This is a genomic window from Acidihalobacter aeolianus (genome assembly GCF_001753165.1).
Classification (GTDB): Bacteria; Pseudomonadota; Gammaproteobacteria; order DSM-5130; family Acidihalobacteraceae; genus Acidihalobacter; species Acidihalobacter aeolianus.
In genome coordinates this window covers 1,079,611-1,095,879 of sequence record NZ_CP017448.1, presented here as the reverse complement: position 1 = coordinate 1,095,879, position 16,269 = coordinate 1,079,611, and the positions used below count along the sequence as shown (strand labels likewise).

9 protein-coding genes are annotated in these 16,269 nt (G+C 64.3%); 4 read left to right on the top strand and 5 right to left on the bottom strand.

Features of this window, described 5'->3' with window-relative positions; genetic code table 11:
• Together fmdA and BJI67_RS05065 are read right to left on the bottom strand one after the other, a co-directional pair.
• Nucleotides 1-1,224 (bottom strand): formamidase, encoded by a 1,224-nt coding sequence (gene fmdA / locus BJI67_RS05070; protein ID WP_070072118.1) that lies wholly within the window; start codon nucleotides 1,222-1,224, stop codon nucleotides 1-3.
• Between the two features lie 103 nt (nucleotides 1,225-1,327).
• Nucleotides 1,328-3,004, bottom strand: coding sequence for a purine-cytosine permease family protein (locus BJI67_RS05065; protein ID WP_070072117.1), 1,677 nt, complete (start codon nucleotides 3,002-3,004; stop codon nucleotides 1,328-1,330).
• Nucleotides 3,005-3,404: 400 nt separating this feature from the next.
• Here BJI67_RS05065 and BJI67_RS05060 point away from each other — a divergent pair, with 400 nt between their 5' ends.
• Both BJI67_RS05060 and BJI67_RS05055 read left to right on the top strand, forming a co-directional pair.
• The gene (locus tag BJI67_RS05060) at nucleotides 3,405-6,848 is read left to right on the top strand and encodes a hybrid sensor histidine kinase/response regulator (protein ID WP_197513379.1); all 3,444 of its coding nucleotides are present in this window, start codon (nucleotides 3,405-3,407) and stop codon (nucleotides 6,846-6,848) included.
• Nucleotides 6,841-7,719 carry a response regulator transcription factor gene (locus tag BJI67_RS05055; protein ID WP_070072115.1) on the top strand — a complete coding sequence of 293 codons (879 nt, stop codon included), beginning with the start codon at nucleotides 6,841-6,843 and terminating at the stop codon, nucleotides 7,717-7,719. The genes BJI67_RS05060 and BJI67_RS05055 overlap by 8 nt, the downstream gene beginning before the upstream one ends.
• A gap of 4 nt (nucleotides 7,720-7,723) precedes the next feature.
• On the opposite strand, the gene pgi is transcribed toward BJI67_RS05055, so the two are convergent.
• Together pgi and zwf are read right to left on the bottom strand one after the other, a co-directional pair.
• The gene (gene pgi / locus BJI67_RS05050) at nucleotides 7,724-9,379 is read right to left on the bottom strand and encodes a glucose-6-phosphate isomerase (protein WP_407922806.1); all 1,656 of its coding nucleotides are present in this window, start codon (nucleotides 9,377-9,379) and stop codon (nucleotides 7,724-7,726) included.
• 11 nt (nucleotides 9,380-9,390) lie between these two features.
• A complete protein-coding gene (zwf, locus tag BJI67_RS05045; protein WP_070072114.1) occupies nucleotides 9,391-10,878 on the bottom strand; it encodes a glucose-6-phosphate dehydrogenase in 1,488 nt (495 codons plus the stop codon).
• Between the two features lie 305 nt (nucleotides 10,879-11,183).
• Here zwf and glgA point away from each other — a divergent pair, with 305 nt between their 5' ends.
• Both glgA and ppc read left to right on the top strand, forming a co-directional pair.
• Complete coding sequence (glgA, locus tag BJI67_RS05040; protein WP_070072113.1) at nucleotides 11,184-12,641, top strand: glycogen synthase GlgA; 1,458 nt, start codon at nucleotides 11,184-11,186, stop codon at nucleotides 12,639-12,641.
• 111 nt (nucleotides 12,642-12,752) lie between these two features.
• Nucleotides 12,753-15,566: a phosphoenolpyruvate carboxylase gene (gene ppc / locus BJI67_RS05035; protein WP_070072112.1), complete on the top strand. Its 2,814-nt coding sequence runs from the start codon at nucleotides 12,753-12,755 to the stop codon at nucleotides 15,564-15,566.
• A gap of 47 nt (nucleotides 15,567-15,613) precedes the next feature.
• Here ppc and BJI67_RS05030 read toward each other — a convergent pair whose 3' ends face one another.
• Nucleotides 15,614-16,240: a DUF2058 family protein gene (locus tag BJI67_RS05030; protein ID WP_070072111.1), complete on the bottom strand. Its 627-nt coding sequence runs from the start codon at nucleotides 16,238-16,240 to the stop codon at nucleotides 15,614-15,616.
• Between the last annotated feature and the right edge of the window lie 29 nt (nucleotides 16,241-16,269).

Below are 16,269 nucleotides of genomic sequence, written 5' to 3'. Positions count from 1 at the left end.
TCAGCTGGTGGAGGCCAGGCTGACGCCCGGATCGACCAGCAGCTTCGGTCCTTCGGCGTCGGGGTTGATGTCGAAGTCGAAGATCCCGGTCGGCAGCCACAGCGTGGCGCAGGCGTTGGGAATGTCGACGATGCCGCTGATGTGGCCCTGCACCGGCGCGGTGCCCAGGATCGCGTAGGCCTGCTCGCCGGAGTAGCCGAACTTCTTGAGGTACTCGATGGCGTTGAGGCAGGCCTGCTTGTAGGACACGTGCGCGTCGAGGTAGTACTGCTTGCCCTTCTCGTCGACGGAAATGCCCTCGAAGATCAGGTAGTCCTCGTACTTGGGCGACAGCGGGCTCGGCTTGAACACCGGGTTCTTGATGCCGTACTTGGCCACGCCGCCCTTGATCAGACTGACGCGCAGATCGAGGTAGCCGGCCATCTCGATGGCGCCGCAGAAGGAGATCTCGCCGTCGCCCTGGGAGAAATGGATGTCGCCCATGGACAGCCCGGCCCCGTCCACGTAGACGGGGAAATAGACCTTGGAGCCCTTGGTCAGGTCCTTGATGTCGCAGTTGCCGCCGTGCTCGCGGGGCGGCACGGTGCGCGCGCCCTCCTTGGCCGCCTTGGCCGCCGCGTCGCCGGTCAGGCGTCCCATCAGCGCGGTGTCCTCGTAGGGCAACGCGGCCAGCGGCGGCACGCGCTCGGGGTCGGTGGCGACCAGCTCGGCCTCGCGCTTGTTCCACTCGGCAAGCAGCTCGTGCGAGGGCAGGCAGCCGATCAGGCCGGGGTGCATCACGCCGGCGAACTGCACGTTCGGGATGTGGCGCGAGGAGGTGTAGATGCCGTGGAAGTCCCAGCAGGACTTCTTCGCCTCGGGGAAGTGGTCGGTCAAGAAGCCGCCGCCGTTCTCGAAGGCGAACAGGCCGTTGAAGCCCCAGGCCGAGTCGGGCAGCACGCCGACGTCGAGAATGTCGACCACCAGCAGGTCGCCGGGCTCGGCGCCCTCGACCCCGACCGGGCCGCTGAGGTAGTGAACCTTGGTGAGATCGACGTCGCGCACGTCGTTGGCGCTGTCGTTGTTGCCGATCTGGCCGCCGGTCCAGTCGATGCATTCGATGCGGAATTCGGCGCCGGGCTTGACCATGGCCACCATCGGGATGTCCGGGTGCCAGCGGTTGTGCAGGACGTCGGCCTGCTCCTCGGGGGATTTGTTTATATCTACCTTGATCAGGGTTTCCATCTCAGATACTCCCTAGATAAAGCGGGTTGCAGAAGGCGCGGCGCTCCGGCCGCGCGCGCCGCCCCTGCCCGGGACGGCGCGCGTTCTCGTCGCAGAGCGGGCGCTAGCCGCAGCGCTCGGGTGCGGTCACGACCTTGACGCCGTTGATCGAGGTTTCCGTCTTGCACATGTCGTGGCAGGCGGATTCCAGCGAGCAGCACAGCGAGCAGATCGGACCGTCGTGGTGCGGGCAGCAGGCCATGTCTTCCTTCTCGTACTCGAAGCCGCACGCGGTGCAGTTGAGCAAGTCATGGTGCGTGCCCGCGTGGTAGTGCGGGTCGCGGGCGATGTAGTACTTGCCCTTGGTGACCAGCGCGATGATCGGCGAGAGCACGAAGGCGACGCCCAGGGCGATGAAGGTCGAGAAGGCCTGTGCATAGGCGCCGAAGAAGTTGAAGAAGGCCAGGATCGAGATGATCGAGGCGATCACCATGGCGCCGAAGCCGACCGGGTTGAAGTTGTACAGGTGCGCACGCTTGAACTCGAGGTACGACGGGCTCAGCTTGAGCAGCGGCTTGTTGATCACGAGATCCGCCACCACCGCGCCGATCCAGGCCACCGCGACATTCGAGTAGAAGCCGAGGATGTGGCCGAGGACGCTGAACATGTTGGCCTCCATCAGCGTCAGTGAGATGCCGACGTTGAAGAAGATCCAGACCACGCGGCCGGGATGGGTGTGCAGGGTACGCGAGAAGAAGTTGGACCAGGACAACGAACCCGAGTAGGCGTTCGTCACGTTGATCTTGATCTGCGACAGGATGACGAAGAAGGTCGCGATGGTCAGCGCGGCGAAGGCGCCCGGGAAGATGTAGTTGAAGCCGTGGATGTACATCTGGATCGGCTCGTTGGCCTGATCGAGTGGGGTGCCATTGGAAGCCGCCACCGAGGCGAACAGCGAACCCATCAGCTGCTTGCTCGCGCCGAGGATGACCCAGCCCGGACCGGCCAACATCACCGCCAGCCACCACTTGAAGCCATTGCTCTTGGTCTTCGTCGGCATGAAGCGGAGGTAGTCGGCCTGCTCGCCGATCTGTGCGATCAGCGACAGGGCGATGCCCGCGGCGCCGCCGAACAACAGCGGATTGAAGCCGGACGAAGTGGCGTGGCCCTTGAAGGAGGTCCAGTCGGACAGCGCCTGGTGGTCACCTATGAGCACCGCGATCAACGGCGCGAACAGCAGGGTCAGCCAAATCGGCTGGGTCCATACCTGCAGCTTGGACAGCAGTGTCATGCCGAACACCACCAGCGGGATGATGATCAGCGAGGCGAGTGCGTAGCCCCAGGGCAAGGGTATGTGGAAGTAGATGTTGAAGGCCTGCGCCATGATCGAGCCTTCGAGCGCGAAGAATATGAAGGTGAACGAGGCGTAGATGATCGAGGTGATGGTCGATCCCAGATAACCGAAGCCAGCGCCGCGGGTCAGGAGGTCGACGTCGACGTTGTACTTGGCCGAGTAGTAAGCGATCGGAATACCGGTCAGGAAGATGATCAACGCCGCGGCGAGGATCCCCCAGAGTGCATTGGTGAAACCGAACTGGATGGCCAGCGAACCGCCGATGGCCTGGTCCGCGAGATAGGCGATGCCGCCCAGCGCCGTGGAGGCCACCGCAAACTCGGACCATTTACGGAACGAGGACGGTGCATAGCGCAGCGAATAGTCCTCGAGGACCGGGTTGCTGACGAGCTTGTTAAACGAACGGGCTCCGCGCCCGCCGGATACTGACGATGATGGTGTACTCATGATTTTGCTTCCTCGCCTGTGGCTTTGTCGCGCAAACTCGGCCCGCCGGCTGATGCCGAAATTTCCCCTAGCGTCGCAGGCCCCCCGTTGCCCCGCCCCGGTCGCAGGCGTTCCGTCCGGGATGTCGACGCGGGAGCGCTCCTATCGACGTCAACGAGCTTACAAAGCCCCCGTCATCCCAGGAATACGTCAATCTCCGGTGCTCCAAAACGGCGCATGAGATCAATAACACATTGAAAATAAATAAAAAACAAAACAATTCATGACGTTCGATACGTCATACGACGTATAGTGACGTACGCAAGGGGAGCGGCATCCTGCGCCGGGCGCTCCGGCAACGGAGACGTCAAGGGAGGCTCGTGCACGCCATCATCGGGATACGGCGGCAGTCATGCTCAAGATGAACATCAAAAATACGCGGGCCACGACGGCGCAAGGGCAGACGCCGCCGCGGCGCGTGATCAAGTTCCGCCGCGACTACAAATCCTGGGTCGCGGACGAGACGCTGGAAGACTATGCGCTGCGTTATACGGCGCGAACCTTCCGCAAGTGGTCGATCTTCCGCGTCGCCAACACCGCCTTCGGCGCGGTCTCCTTCCTGGCGCTGGAGGCCATCGGCGGCACGCTCGCCGTGCAGTACGGTTTCATCAACACCTTCTGGGCGGCACTGGCAGTCGCGCTGGTGATCTTCGTGACCAGCCTCCCCATCGCCTATTACGCCGCCCGATATAACCTCGACATGGATCTGCTGACCCGCGGCGCAGGCTTCGGCTACATCGGCTCGACCATCACCTCGCTGATCTACGCCTCGTTCACCTTCATCTTCTTCGCCATCGAGGCGGCAATCATGGCGCAGGCGCTGCACCTGTATCTCGGCGTGGGCATCACGCCTTCGTACCTGTTCAGCGCGCTGGTGGTGCTGCCGCTGGTCGGCTACGGCATCACCGCGATCAACCGCCTGCAGATCTGGACCCAACCGCTGTGGCTTGTGCTATTGACCCTGCCCTACGCCTGCGTGCTGTGGAAGGACCCCGGCGTGGTCCATCAGCTGATCGCCTTCGGCGGCGAGGACGGCAGGCACGCACACTTCAACCTGCTCGCCTTCGGCGCCGCCACCAGCGTCACCCTGGCCTTGATCGCCCAGATCGGCGAGCAGGTCGACTACCTCCGCTTCATGCCGCCCCTCTCGCAGAAGAACCGCAGCGGCTGGCTCGCCGGCGTGGCCTTCGCCGGCCCTGGCTGGATCGTCTTCGGTGTGCTCAAGCTGCTCGCCGGCACCCTGCTCGCCTACCTCGCGCTGCGCGCGGGCGCCTCCGTGGCTGAGGCCCGGCAACCTGCGGTGATGTACCGCGAGGGCTTCGGTTACGTGTTCGATTCCCCGACACTGGCCCTGGGCGTGGCCGCGCTGTTCGTCGTGGTCTCGCAGATCAAGATCAACGTGACCAACGCCTACGCCGGCTCGCTCGCCTGGTCCAACTTCTTCGCGCGCATCACCCACAGCCACCCCGGACGCATCGTGTGGCTGGTGTTCAACGTGCTGATCGCCCTGCTGCTGATGGAAATGGGCGTGTTCGACGCCCTGGAGCACGTGCTGGGGCTGTATTCCAACATCGCCATCAGCTGGGTCGGCGCGCTGGTCGCCGACCTCGTGATCAACAAGCCGCTGGGCCTGAGTCCGCCGGGGATCGAGTTCAAGCGCGCCTACCTCTACGACATCAATCCGGTCGGCTTCGGCGCCCTGCTGATCGCCTCGACGCTGTCCATCATCGCCTTCACCGGCTGGCTGGGCCCCTTGGCGCAGGCCTTCTCGGCGTTCATCGCCCTGGGCACCGCCTTCGTCACCGCGCCGGTGATCGCCTGGCTGACAGGAGGTCGCTATTACCTCGCACGACCACCCGAGTCGAGCAAGCCGGCAAAGGCACAACGCTGCGTCATCTGCGAGAAGGAATACGAAGGCGAGGACATGGCACCCTGCCCAGCCTATCGCGGCCCGATCTGCTCGCTGTGCTGCACGCTCGATGCTCGCTGCCATGACCTGTGCCGTCCGGGCGCGGGTATTGCCGACCAGTTCGTCGGAGCTCTGCACTGGCTGTTACCGCGCCCGGTCTCCGCGCGCGTCAACACCCGTCTCGGCTACTACCTGATGCTCATGGTGACCACGGCGCTCGTGCTGGGCATGGTGCTGTCGCTGCTGTATCTGCAACAGGCAACCGGGCCTGCCACGCCAGAAACCCTGGTCGCACTGCGCTCGATCCTGATCAAGTTCTACGTCGTGTTGTTGATGTTCGCTGCTGCCGGCTGCTGGTGGCTGGTGCTGACGGTGGAAAGCCGCTACGTCGCCCAGGACGAGTCCAACCGTCAGACCCATCTGCTGATGAACGAGATCGAGGCGCACCGCCAGACAGATGCCCAGCTGCAGACTGCGATCCAGGTCGCCGAGCGCGCCAACCAGGCCAAGAGCCGTTACCTCGCAGGTATCAGCCACGATCTGCGCACGCCGCTCAACAGCATCCTCGGCTACGCGCAGATCGTCGAACACGACCCGGCCGTGCCGGCCAACCGACGCGACGCCATGCGCGTGATCCGGCGCAGTGGCGAGCACCTCGTCTCGCTGATCGACGGCCTGCTCGACATCTCCAAGATCGAGGCCGGAAAACTGGTCTTCGAGCAGGAACAGATCCATTTTCCGCAGTTCGTCGAACAGATTGCGGACATGTTCCGTCTGCAAGCCAGCGACAAGGGGCTTGAATTCCGTTACGAGGTGACGGGCGACCTGCCCGGTGTGGTGCGCATCGACAAGAAACGCCTCGGGCAGATCCTGATCAACATCCTCGGCAACGCGATCAAATTCACCGACCGCGGTCACGTCGCCTTTCGCGTGTTCTATCGCGGGGAAATGATCCGCTTCGAGATCGAGGACACCGGCATCGGCATCTCCGAAGCCGACCGCGAGCGCATCTTTCTGCCCTTCGAACGCGGCGGCAATGCCGCCGGCTATGCCAGCAGCGCAGGCCTTGGCCTGACCATCGCCAACATGCTGACCACCCTGATGGGCGGCGAACTGACCGTGCATGCGCCCAAGGCCGGCGGCAGCCTGTTCCGCCTGCGCCTGTTCCTGCCCGAGGTGCGCAACCCGACGCAGATCGCCAGTCTGCCGCCGCCCGACATCACCGGCTACCGTGGGCGACGCCGGCGCATCCTGGTGGTGGACGACGAAATGGTCGACCGCGGCCTGTTGCTCAGCGTGCTCAAACCGCTCGGCTTCGAGGTCGCCGAGGCGGAATCCGGCATCGAGGCGCTGCGTTCCGCGCCCGCGTTCCAGCCCGACATGATCCTGATGGACCTGACCATGCCGGGACTCGACGGCTGGGAGACCGGCCGCCTGATGCGCCAGAACGGCATTTCCAACGCGCCGATCCTGGTCATCTCCGCCAACGTGCAGGACCTCGGCCGCAAGAATGCCGCCGGTATCACCCGCGAGGACTTCATCAGCAAGCCGGTCGACATCGACGCCCTGCTTGGGCGGCTGCAGGTCCGTCTTGGCCTGGAGTGGATCACACGCCACGACGCGCCGGACACGAACGTCACGACGGAGCCGGAACGACCCGCCGTGCCTCCCTTATCGACCGCGACCGCCACGGTGCGTCCCGACGCCAAGACCCTGCATGAGTTGCGCGAGCTTGGCAGCCTGGGGTACATCCGCGGCATACTCGACCGCTTGGACGAAATGGAACGTCAGGATGCGGGGTTGACGGGCTTTACACAGCGCCTGCGCGAGCCGGTGCAGCATTTTCGCCTGCACGAGTACCTGGAATTGCTGGAAAAGGTTTCACAGGATGGATAAGCCGACATCCCAGTCCGGCACCGTGTTGCTGGTGGACGACGCGCTGGACAACCTGCGGGTGATCCACGATAGCCTGCAGGAGGCCGGCTATGCCGTGCGCGTGGCCACCGACGGCTTCGCCGCAATCGAGAGCGTGCGCCGGATGCCGCCGGACGTCATCGTGCTCGACGCGATGATGCCCGGCATCGACGGCTTCGAGACCTGCCGCCGCCTCAAGCAAAGCCTGGACACACGCGAAATCCCGGTGATCTTCATGACCGGCCTGAGCGACACCGAACACATCGTGCAGGGCTTCCAGGCCGGGGGCGTGGACTATGTCACCAAACCGGTGGTCATCGAGGAACTGCTGGCACGCCTCGCCACCCACGTGCATCGCGCGCAACTGATGACGCACACGCGCGCGGCAATCGATTCCGCCGGGCGTGCGATCGTCGCCTTCGATGGCCTTCAGCACGTTACCTGGGCCACGCCGCTGGCACAGCGCTGGCTGCAGCCCTTGCTCGAGGACGAGCGCCTGCCGCTGCCGCTGCGCCACTGGCTGCACGGTTCGGATGCTGGCGAGACGCCTTACGCCCTATGGCACGAGGGCGAACGCCTGCTGTTCAGCCTGCTCGAACCGGGGCTGCTGTCCATCCAGCGCCACGCCTCGCTACCCGAGCCCGAAACCCTTACACGCTGGTTCCCGCTCACCTCGCGGGAGGCGGAGGTGCTCTACTGGGTGACCCTGGGCAAGACCAATCGCGAGATCGGCGAGATTCTGGCCATCAGCCCGCGTACCGTGAACAAGCACCTTGAGCACGTGTTCGAGAAGCTCGGCGTGGAAACGCGCACCGCGGCGGCCTCGCTGGTGCTCAGCCGCGGGCAGAGTTGAGGGCTCAGCCTGCGCGCAAGCGCTTGTAGTACGCGATCAGGCCATTGGTCGAGGCATCGTGGCTGTCCACAGGGGCGTCGCCCTCAAGTTCCGGCAGAATGACCTTGGCCAGCTGCTTGCCCAGCTCGACGCCCCACTGGTCGAAGGAATCGATGCCCCAGATCACCCCCTGCACGAAGATCTTGTGCTCGTAGAGGGCGATCAGCAGGCCCAACGAATGCGGCGTAATCTGGCGCAGCAGCAGGGCGTTGCTCGGGCGGTTGCCCTGCATCACCTTGTGCGGCGCCAAGCGCTCGACCTCATCCTCATCCAGACCCTGCCCGCGGAGTTCGGCTCGCACCTCGTCCAGCGTGCGGCCGCGCATCAGCGCCTCCGGCTGGGCGAGAAAATTGGACAGCAGGATGTCGTGATGCGTACCCACCGGGTTGTGCGAGACGGCCGGCGCGATGAAATCGCAGGGGATCAGACGCGTTCCCTGATGGATCAGCTGGTAGAAGGCATGCTGACCGTTGGTGCCCGGCTCGCCCCAGACCACCGGCCCGGTCTTCCAGGATACGATGCGTCCTTCGCGGTCGACATGTTTGCCGTTGCTCTCCATGTCGCCCTGCTGGAAGTAGGCGGGGAAGCGGTGCAGATACTGGTCGTAGGGGAGAATCGCCTGGGTCTCGGCGCCGAAGAAGTTGATGTACCACACGCCGAGCAGGGCCAGGATCATCGGCATGTTCTGCTCAGGCGGCGCGCTGCGGAAATGTTCGTCCATCTGATGCGCGCCGGCCAGCAGGTCCTCGAAGGCGTCCATGCCGATGTACAACGCGATCGGCAGGCCGATCGCAGACCACAGCGAATAGCGCCCGCCGACCCAGTCCCAGAAGGCGAACATGTTGGCGGTGTCGATGCCGAAGTCATGCACCGCCTCGGCGTTGGTCGACACGGCGACGAAATGGCGCGCAACCGCCTTTTCGTCGCCGTAGTAATCGAGCAGCCATTCGCGCGCGGTATGTGCGTTGGTGAGGGTTTCCTGGGTGGTGAAGGTCTTGGAGGCGACCACGAAGAGCACGCTTTCCGGCTGCACCCTGCGCAACACCTCGCGGATATCGGTGCCGTCCACATTGGAGACGAAATGCACCCCGATGCGCGCATGCCCGTACGGCCGCAAGGCCTCGCAGACCATTTCCGGACCCAGGTGCGAGCCGCCGATGCCGATATTGACCACGTCGGTGATCTCGTCGCCGGCAAAACCGCGCCATTCGCCGGAGCGTACACTGCCGACGAAATCGCGCATCTGCGCGAGTACCTCGCGCACCCCGGGCATCACGTCCTCGCCGCCGACGCGGATCGGCTGTCCGCTGCGGTTGCGCAGGGCGATATGCAACACCGCGCGCTGCTCGCTGACGTTGATCGTTTCGCCGGCGAACATACGGTCGCGCCAGCCGGTCACGTCGCGCTCGCGGGCCAGATCCTGCAGCAGCGCCAGCGTCTCGTCGGTGATCCGGTTCTTGGAGTAGTCAAGCAGCAGGTCGTCGAGCTGCAGGGAGAAGCGCGCGAATCGCTCGGAATCGGCGGCGAACAGGTCGCGCATGTGCAGACCGCTGATCTCCTCGAAGTGCTGTTTCAGGGCCTGCCACGTGGGCAGTTCGGTCAGTTGCATCGCTCCGCTCATCGCCGTCCGCCTTATTCATCGTTCTGCAGTGAAACCCGGTTGCGCCAGCGCTGGTCCTCGCGGTCGAACAGCCGGTTCGCCTCGCGGGGGCCCCAAGTGCCCGCCGGATACGTGTGGATGAAATCGCGCTCGGTCGCCCAGACCCTGAGGACCGGATCGACCACGCGCCAAGCCCAGGCCACCTCGTCGTAACGCAGGAACAGGGAGTGGTCGCCGTCGATCACGTCGAGCAACAGGGCCTCGTAGGCGTCCATAGGCACCCCGTCCGGATCGTAGCTCGCGTCGAGCTGGACGGTGCGCGTGCGCATTTCCAGGCCCGTCTCCTTGACCTGGATCTCCATGCGCAGACATTCCTCCGGCTGAATGCCGAGCAGCACCCAGTTGGGCGTAAGCTGTTCGATCGCGGTCTCGCGGAACAGCTGCTGCGGAGGATGCTTGAAGCGCACGCTGACCAGCGAGCGGTTCTCCGCCATGCGCTTGCCGGTGCGCAGGTAGAACGGCACGTTGCGCCAGCGCCAGTTGTCGATGTAAAGCTTGAGGGCGGCGAAGGTCTCGGTGGTGCTGCCCGTGGCCACGCCTTCTTCCTCGACATAACCCGGCACGCGCACACCGCCCACGTTGCCGCTGGCGTACTGGGCACGGAAGGCATGTGCATGCACCGCCGCCTGCGGTATCGGCCGGATCGAGCGCAGCACCTTGACCTTCTCGTCGCGCAGCGCCTCCGCCTCCATCACCGCCGGCGGCTCCATCGCCACCAGGGTGAGCATCTGCATCAGATGGCTCTGGATCATGTCGCGTAGTGCACCCGCATCATCGTAATACTCTGCACGACCGCCGGTACCCTGTGCTTCAGCGTGGACGATCTGCACGTGGTCGATGTAGTTGCGGTTCCACAGCGGCTCCAGCAGCAGATTGGCGAAGCGGAACACCAAGATATTCTGGATGGTGCCCTTGCCGAGATAATGATCGATGCGGAAGACCTGTTCCTCCGCAAAACAGCTGTGCAGCCGCTTATCCAGGAGCTGCGCGCTTTCCAGGTCGTAACCAAAGGGCTTTTCGACCACCAGACGGCGCCAACCCTCGCCCTCCTGACTGAGTCCGCTGTCCGCCAGATGCTGACTGACGATGCTGAAGTCGGCGGGCGGGATTGCCATGTAGAAGATCACGTTCGGTGACAGCTCGGGTTCCGACGTCAGGCGGTTCTGCAGGGCGTCGTAGCAACTGCGCTCGGACAGATCGCCACGCACGAACCGCAGCCGCGCCGCAAACCGGTCGAAGGCCTTACCGTCGTTGCCCTCGCCACGCACCTTGTCGCGCAGGCCGGTGAGTACTTCCTCTCGCCAGTGCGCGTCATCCCAATCCCTGCGCCCCACGCCAATGACGTTCAAGCCATCGGGTAGGCGCTCCGCGCAATCGAGGTGATACAAGGCCGGTAACAGCTTGTTTGCGGCGAGATTGCCCGTCGCGCCGAAGATGACGAAGGTGCATGGATCGACCATCGGAAAAACCTCCAGGGGCTGGGGGAGATGGTTTCGCCCAGGCCGGGTCGGGTAGCCTGGCACTCGCCACGGCTCCCACGATCCGGCACACTTTCACGCAAGTCCGTGACGCATGGTCGCAGCCCCACCGCTGGAACACAACCAGTGACGTGCGCGTCCATGCCGGGCACCACAGCGAATCAGACCAGATAAACGGCCAGACTATCCCGGATAATTGTATTTATTATCGATCTCGGCACAATTCATTTAAAAATCGGGCGACGATCCAGGCCGAGACCCTCGACATCCACCAGAACAAGCCAGACATGCGAGTACTTTTTGCCAGCAGCGAGGCCCACCCCCTGATCAAGACCGGCGGGCTGGCCGATGTCAGCGGCAGCCTGCCACCTGCCATTGCCGCATGCGGACACGACGTCCGCCTGATCCTGCCCGCCTACGCGTCGCTACGTGAACAAGGCGGCTGGCACTCGCACGGCCCGCTACGACTCGACGGAGTGCGCCAAGAAGTCCACCTGCTGGAAGGCCGGATGCCCGACTCCGGGCTACCACTCTATCTCATCGACGCACCGGAATATTTCGATCGTGCCGGCGACCCCTATCGGGCACCCGACGGCAGTGACTGGCCGGACAATCACTTGCGTTTCGGCCTGTTCAGTCGCGCCATCGCTGCGCTCGCCGAGGGCAAGGCCGGCCTGGACTGGAAACCCGATCTGGTTCACTGCAACGACTGGCAGACCGGACTGGTAGCAGCCCTGCTGCACGACCGCCCGGTACGTCCGGCAAGCGTCTTCACCATCCACAACCTCGCCTATCAGGGCCTGTTTCCCTACTCGGCGCTGCAGGCGATCGGTCTGCCGGACACCTTGTGGCACCCTCATGCGCTCGAGTTCTATGGCCAGCTCTCGTTCATCAAGGGCGGTCTGGTCTTTGCCGACCGCATCACCACGGTCAGCCCCACCTATGCCGAAGAGATTCGCACCCCGCGCTTCGGATATGGTCTCGACGGACTCCTGAGCTACCGCGCAGACAGCCTCAGCGGCATTCTCAACGGCATCGACGACAAGGCCTGGGACCCGGGCTCGGATCGCTATCTGGACACGCCTCTCGACCCGCGCGACCCGAGTGCAAAACGTCGCTGCCGGGCCGCACTGTGCGCCGAAACCGGGCTGGAAGACAGCAGCGACGCTCCCCCTCTGCTCGGCTTCATCGGCCGACTGGTAGAACAAAAAGGCATCGACCTCGCGCTCGACGCCCTGGAACGTCCGCTCGCCGAAGGTCGGCTGCGTCTGGTTGCCCTGGGCAGCGGGGAACGACGCTTCGAACTAGCCATGCAGGCACTCGCCCATCGCTTTCCTGGGCGAGTAGCAGTGCGTATTGGCTACGACGAAGCCCTGGCACATGCCATTGAGGCTGGCGCCGACGCCTTCCTGATGCCCTCGCGTTTCGAGCCCTGCGGACTTAATCAGATGTACAGCCTGCGCTACGGTACCCCACCGCTCGCGCACCGCACCGGCGGTCTGGCCGACACGATAGTCGATGCGACGCAGGACAACCTCGATGCCGGTACAGCCAACGGCTTCCTGTTCGACGACACCACTGCCGAGGCCTTGAGCGAAGGCCTCGAACGTCTGCTCGCGCTACGCACAACACCGGCGTGGGAAAAGCTGATCGAAGTCGGGTCACTCACCGACTTCAGCTGGTCGCGCAGCGCACTGGCCTATTCAAATCTATACAAATCAATCACCTGCACCGAGACCGCTTAACAAGAGTCAGGAATTCCGTATAATTCACGCCTCCGCGCCCCATTCCAGCCAATTCTGCGCAAGGCGGCAGACACGCACCGCAGCGGCTGGCGACGCCAAGAGTCATCCATCATGAGCGACACAGCAGTCAGCCCCTCGGGGTCCTACGACAAGATCCTGCGTGCCCGCGTGAAACTGCTGGGCGCCCTGCTCGGCGACATCCTGCGCACGCATGCTGGCCACCGCGTCTATGCCGCCGTGGAGACCCTGCGCAAGGGCTACATCAGCCTGCGCAAGGAAGAAGACCCGCTGCGCCGCGCACGTCTGATGGCCTTCATCGCGCGTCTCGACAACGATACCCTGGAAGAAGTGATCCGGGCGTTCAGCACCTACTTCAGCCTGGTCAACATCGCGGAAGAGGACTTCGCCCACCGCTGGCGACGCCAACAGATCGACCGCGGACTGCGACTATGGCAGGGCTCGTTCGCGCAAACGGTCGAGGAGATGCGTGACCGCGGCGTGACGCCGGCGCAGATGCAGGCCCTGCTCGACCGCCTGTGCTACAACCCGGTCATCACTGCACATCCCACAGAAGCACGCCGACGCACCATCATGGAGGCACTGCGTCGCGTCTTCCTGGCCAACGACCGCCTGAGCCTGCGGCGTTGGGGCAAAACCGAACGCGACCGCATCATGGCCCGGCTGCGCACGGAGATTCTGACGCTCTGGCGTACCGACGAGGTCCGCACCCACCGCCCCGAGGTACGCGACGAGATTGGCAACGGTCTCTACTACTTCCACGAAAGTCTGTTCGAGGCGCTGCCGACCACCTACCGCTATCTGGAACAAGCGGTCAACCGCTGTTACGGTCCCGGCGCGGTGCGCGTGCCGAGCTTCATCAGCTTCGGTTCCTGGATCGGTGGCGACCGCGACGGCAATCCCAACGTCAAGCCGGAGACTACCGCCCTCGCCGTGCGCCTGCAGATGCGCGAGATACTCGAGGAATACCACCGCCATCTGGTCGATCTGAGCAAGCGTCTGACCCACTCGAGCAGCCTGTGCCAGCCCTCCGCCGCCTTCCTGGAGAGCCTGGAGCGAGATCGTGCGATCGTCGGCGAAACCTACGATGCCGAGACCCGCCGCCGATTCGGTCACGAACCCTACCGGCGCAAGCTGTATACCATGCGCTACCGCCTCCGACTCAACCTCGAGGCAGTACGAGCACGACTCAACGGCGCTGAACCACCGCACGGCGCAGGCGCCTATGACGGTGCCGGGGACCTGCTGGCGGACCTACAGCTGATCCGCGAATCGCTGATCAGCCATGGGGACCACCTGATCGCCAGCGCGGAACTCCAGGATCTCATCCGTCTGGTCGAAACCTTCGGCTTCCACCTGCTGGCCCTCGATGTCCGCCAGGAATCGAGCGTGCATAGCCACGCCGTGCATGCCATCACGCAGCAGTTCCCGGGCGATGTCGACTATGCGTCGCTCGACGAACCCGGTCGCCTGGAGCAGATCTCCGCCTGGCTCGCGGCCGCGGAGATCCCGCCCGTCGACCCCGATACCCTGGACGACAGTGCCCGCGAAACCCTGGACACCATGCAGACCGTGGCGCGGCTGCGCCAGGAAGCCGGCCACCAGGCCTTCGGCAGTTACGTGATTTCCATGACGCACACCGCGAGCCATGTGCTCGAGGTGCTGTTCCTCGCCCGCCTCGCCGGGCTGTGCGGACTGCAGGGCGCGGACAGCTTCTGCCATCTGCGCGTCGCCCCGCTGTTCGAGACCATCGAGGATCTGGAGCAGACCGAGTCGGTGCTGAGCCAGCTGTTCGAGGTACCGATCTACCGTCAGATGCTGCAGGCCTCGGGGAACATCCAGGAGGTCATGCTCGGCTATTCCGACTCCTGCAAGGACGGCGGCATCCTCGCCTCCACCTGGGGGCTGTACGCGGCACAGAAGAAGATCCTGGCGATCACCCAGCGCCATCAGGTCCGCTGCCGACTGTTCCACGGTCGCGGCGGCACCGTCGGTCGCGGCGGCGGTCCGACCCACGAATCCATCATGGCGCAGCCTCCGGGCACGGTGCAGGGACAGATCAAGTTCACCGAACAGGGCGAGGTCCTGTACTACCGCTATGGCAATCCCGAAACGGCGATCTACGAGCTGACCATGGGCTGCACCGGCCTGATGAAGGCCAGTCTCAGCCTGATCCAGGAGGTCGCGCAGGACCGACCGCAGTATCTCGAAGTGGCGGAGAACCTGAGTGAGTTCGGCGAGGAGGCCTACCGCGACCTGATCGACCGCACGCCCGGGCTGCTCGACTACTTCTACGAGGTCACCCCGGTCAGCGAGATCGGGCTGCTCAACATCGGCTCGCGCCCTTCGCACCGCAGCAAGAGCGACCGCAGCAAGCGTTCGATCCGGGCCATCCCCTGGGTCTTCGGTTGGGCCCAATCACGCCATACCCTCCCGGCATGGTACGGCATTGGCTCGGCCCTGGCCCGCTGGCGCGGTGACGACGCCGAACGCCTGAGCTGCCTACGCCGGATGTATGCGGAATGGCCTTTCTTCCGCTCCCTGCTGTCGAATACGCAAATGTCGTTGTACAAGGCCGACATGCGCATCGCCGAGGAATACATCGCTCTGAGCCACCACCCCGAGCAGGCACGCGGCATCTTCGAGCGCATCCGCGAGGAGCACCGGCTCGCCGTGCGGGAAATCCTGGAGGTGATCGGCAGCGATTCCCTGCTGAGCGAGAACCCCACCCTGGCCCTGTCGCTCAGTCGACGTGCACCTTATCTCGACCCGTTGAATCACATCCAGATCACGCTGCTCAAGCGCGTACGCGACGAGGAACTCGGCACCCAGCCGCACCGCCTCTGGCTCAGCCCTCTGCTGCGCACGATCAATGCGATCGCAACCGGGCAGCGCAATACCGGCTGAACACGCCGTAAAGGCCCGTGGCCGGCGCACACCTGCCCCTCTGGGTCCTACCAGACGAGATCGTCCGGGATCGGGTGATCCTTGTAGGCCGGATCCTCCTCCTCGTCGCCGCCCGTCTGGGCATCGGCACGGATAACCTCTGCCTTGGGGTCGAGCCCTAACAGCCCCTCCGTCAACGCAGCATCGATGACGTAATAGCGTTCGTTGCGCGGCACAATCACCAGCGTACCTTCGGTCAGGGCCTGACGTTGCTCCGAGGTGATCCAGATCTTGCGCACCGCGGCGCCCTCCTGGAAGTGATAGGGCGTCTCGCCCTCTCCGCCATTCACCCGGTTTTCGCGCAGGAAGCGGCGCACCGCCTCGCGGGTCGCCTTGTCGAGGTGAGCATAGGGGCTCGGTGTCTGGGCCGGATTCGCCTTCGCGGCCTTGCCGCTCTTGGCTGGCTTGCGCCGGGCCGGTGCTGGTTTTACGGCCGGTTTCTCCACATCCCTCGACTGCGCCGGCTGGCGCCGTTGGCCGGCCTGAGCACCGCGTTTACCCTGCTGGCGTCCGCGCGGTTGCGCGTCGTTGCCACGTGCAGCAGGAGCTTTGCGCCCCCCATCGTCAGCTGCCTTGACCTGATCCTCGGTGACCAGCCCGGCCTTCAGCAACTGATCACGCAACGCGTTGTTCATGCGCAAATCCTCTTCATTGTCCCTGAGTC

What these genes read in the sequence shown, in the direction of transcription:
- BJI67_RS05060 (WP_197513379.1), top strand. Translation starts at nt 3,405, where the DNA reads ATGAACATCAAAAATACGCGGGCCACGACGGCGCAAGGGCAGACGCCG.
- fmdA (WP_070072118.1), bottom strand. Translation starts at nt 1,224, where the DNA reads ATGGAAACCCTGATCAAGGTAGATATAAACAAATCCCCCGAGGAGCAG.
- BJI67_RS05055 (WP_070072115.1), top strand. Translation starts at nt 6,841, where the DNA reads ATGGATAAGCCGACATCCCAGTCCGGCACCGTGTTGCTGGTGGACGAC.
- BJI67_RS05030 (WP_070072111.1), bottom strand. Translation starts at nt 16,240, where the DNA reads ATGAACAACGCGTTGCGTGATCAGTTGCTGAAGGCCGGGCTGGTCACC.
- BJI67_RS05065 (WP_070072117.1), bottom strand. Translation starts at nt 3,004, where the DNA reads ATGAGTACACCATCATCGTCAGTATCCGGCGGGCGCGGAGCCCGTTCG.
- pgi (WP_407922806.1), bottom strand. Translation starts at nt 9,379, where the DNA reads ATGAGCGGAGCGATGCAACTGACCGAACTGCCCACGTGGCAGGCCCTG.
- zwf (WP_070072114.1), bottom strand. Translation starts at nt 10,878, where the DNA reads ATGGTCGATCCATGCACCTTCGTCATCTTCGGCGCGACGGGCAATCTC.
- ppc (WP_070072112.1), top strand. Translation starts at nt 12,753, where the DNA reads ATGAGCGACACAGCAGTCAGCCCCTCGGGGTCCTACGACAAGATCCTG.
- glgA (WP_070072113.1), top strand. Translation starts at nt 11,184, where the DNA reads ATGCGAGTACTTTTTGCCAGCAGCGAGGCCCACCCCCTGATCAAGACC.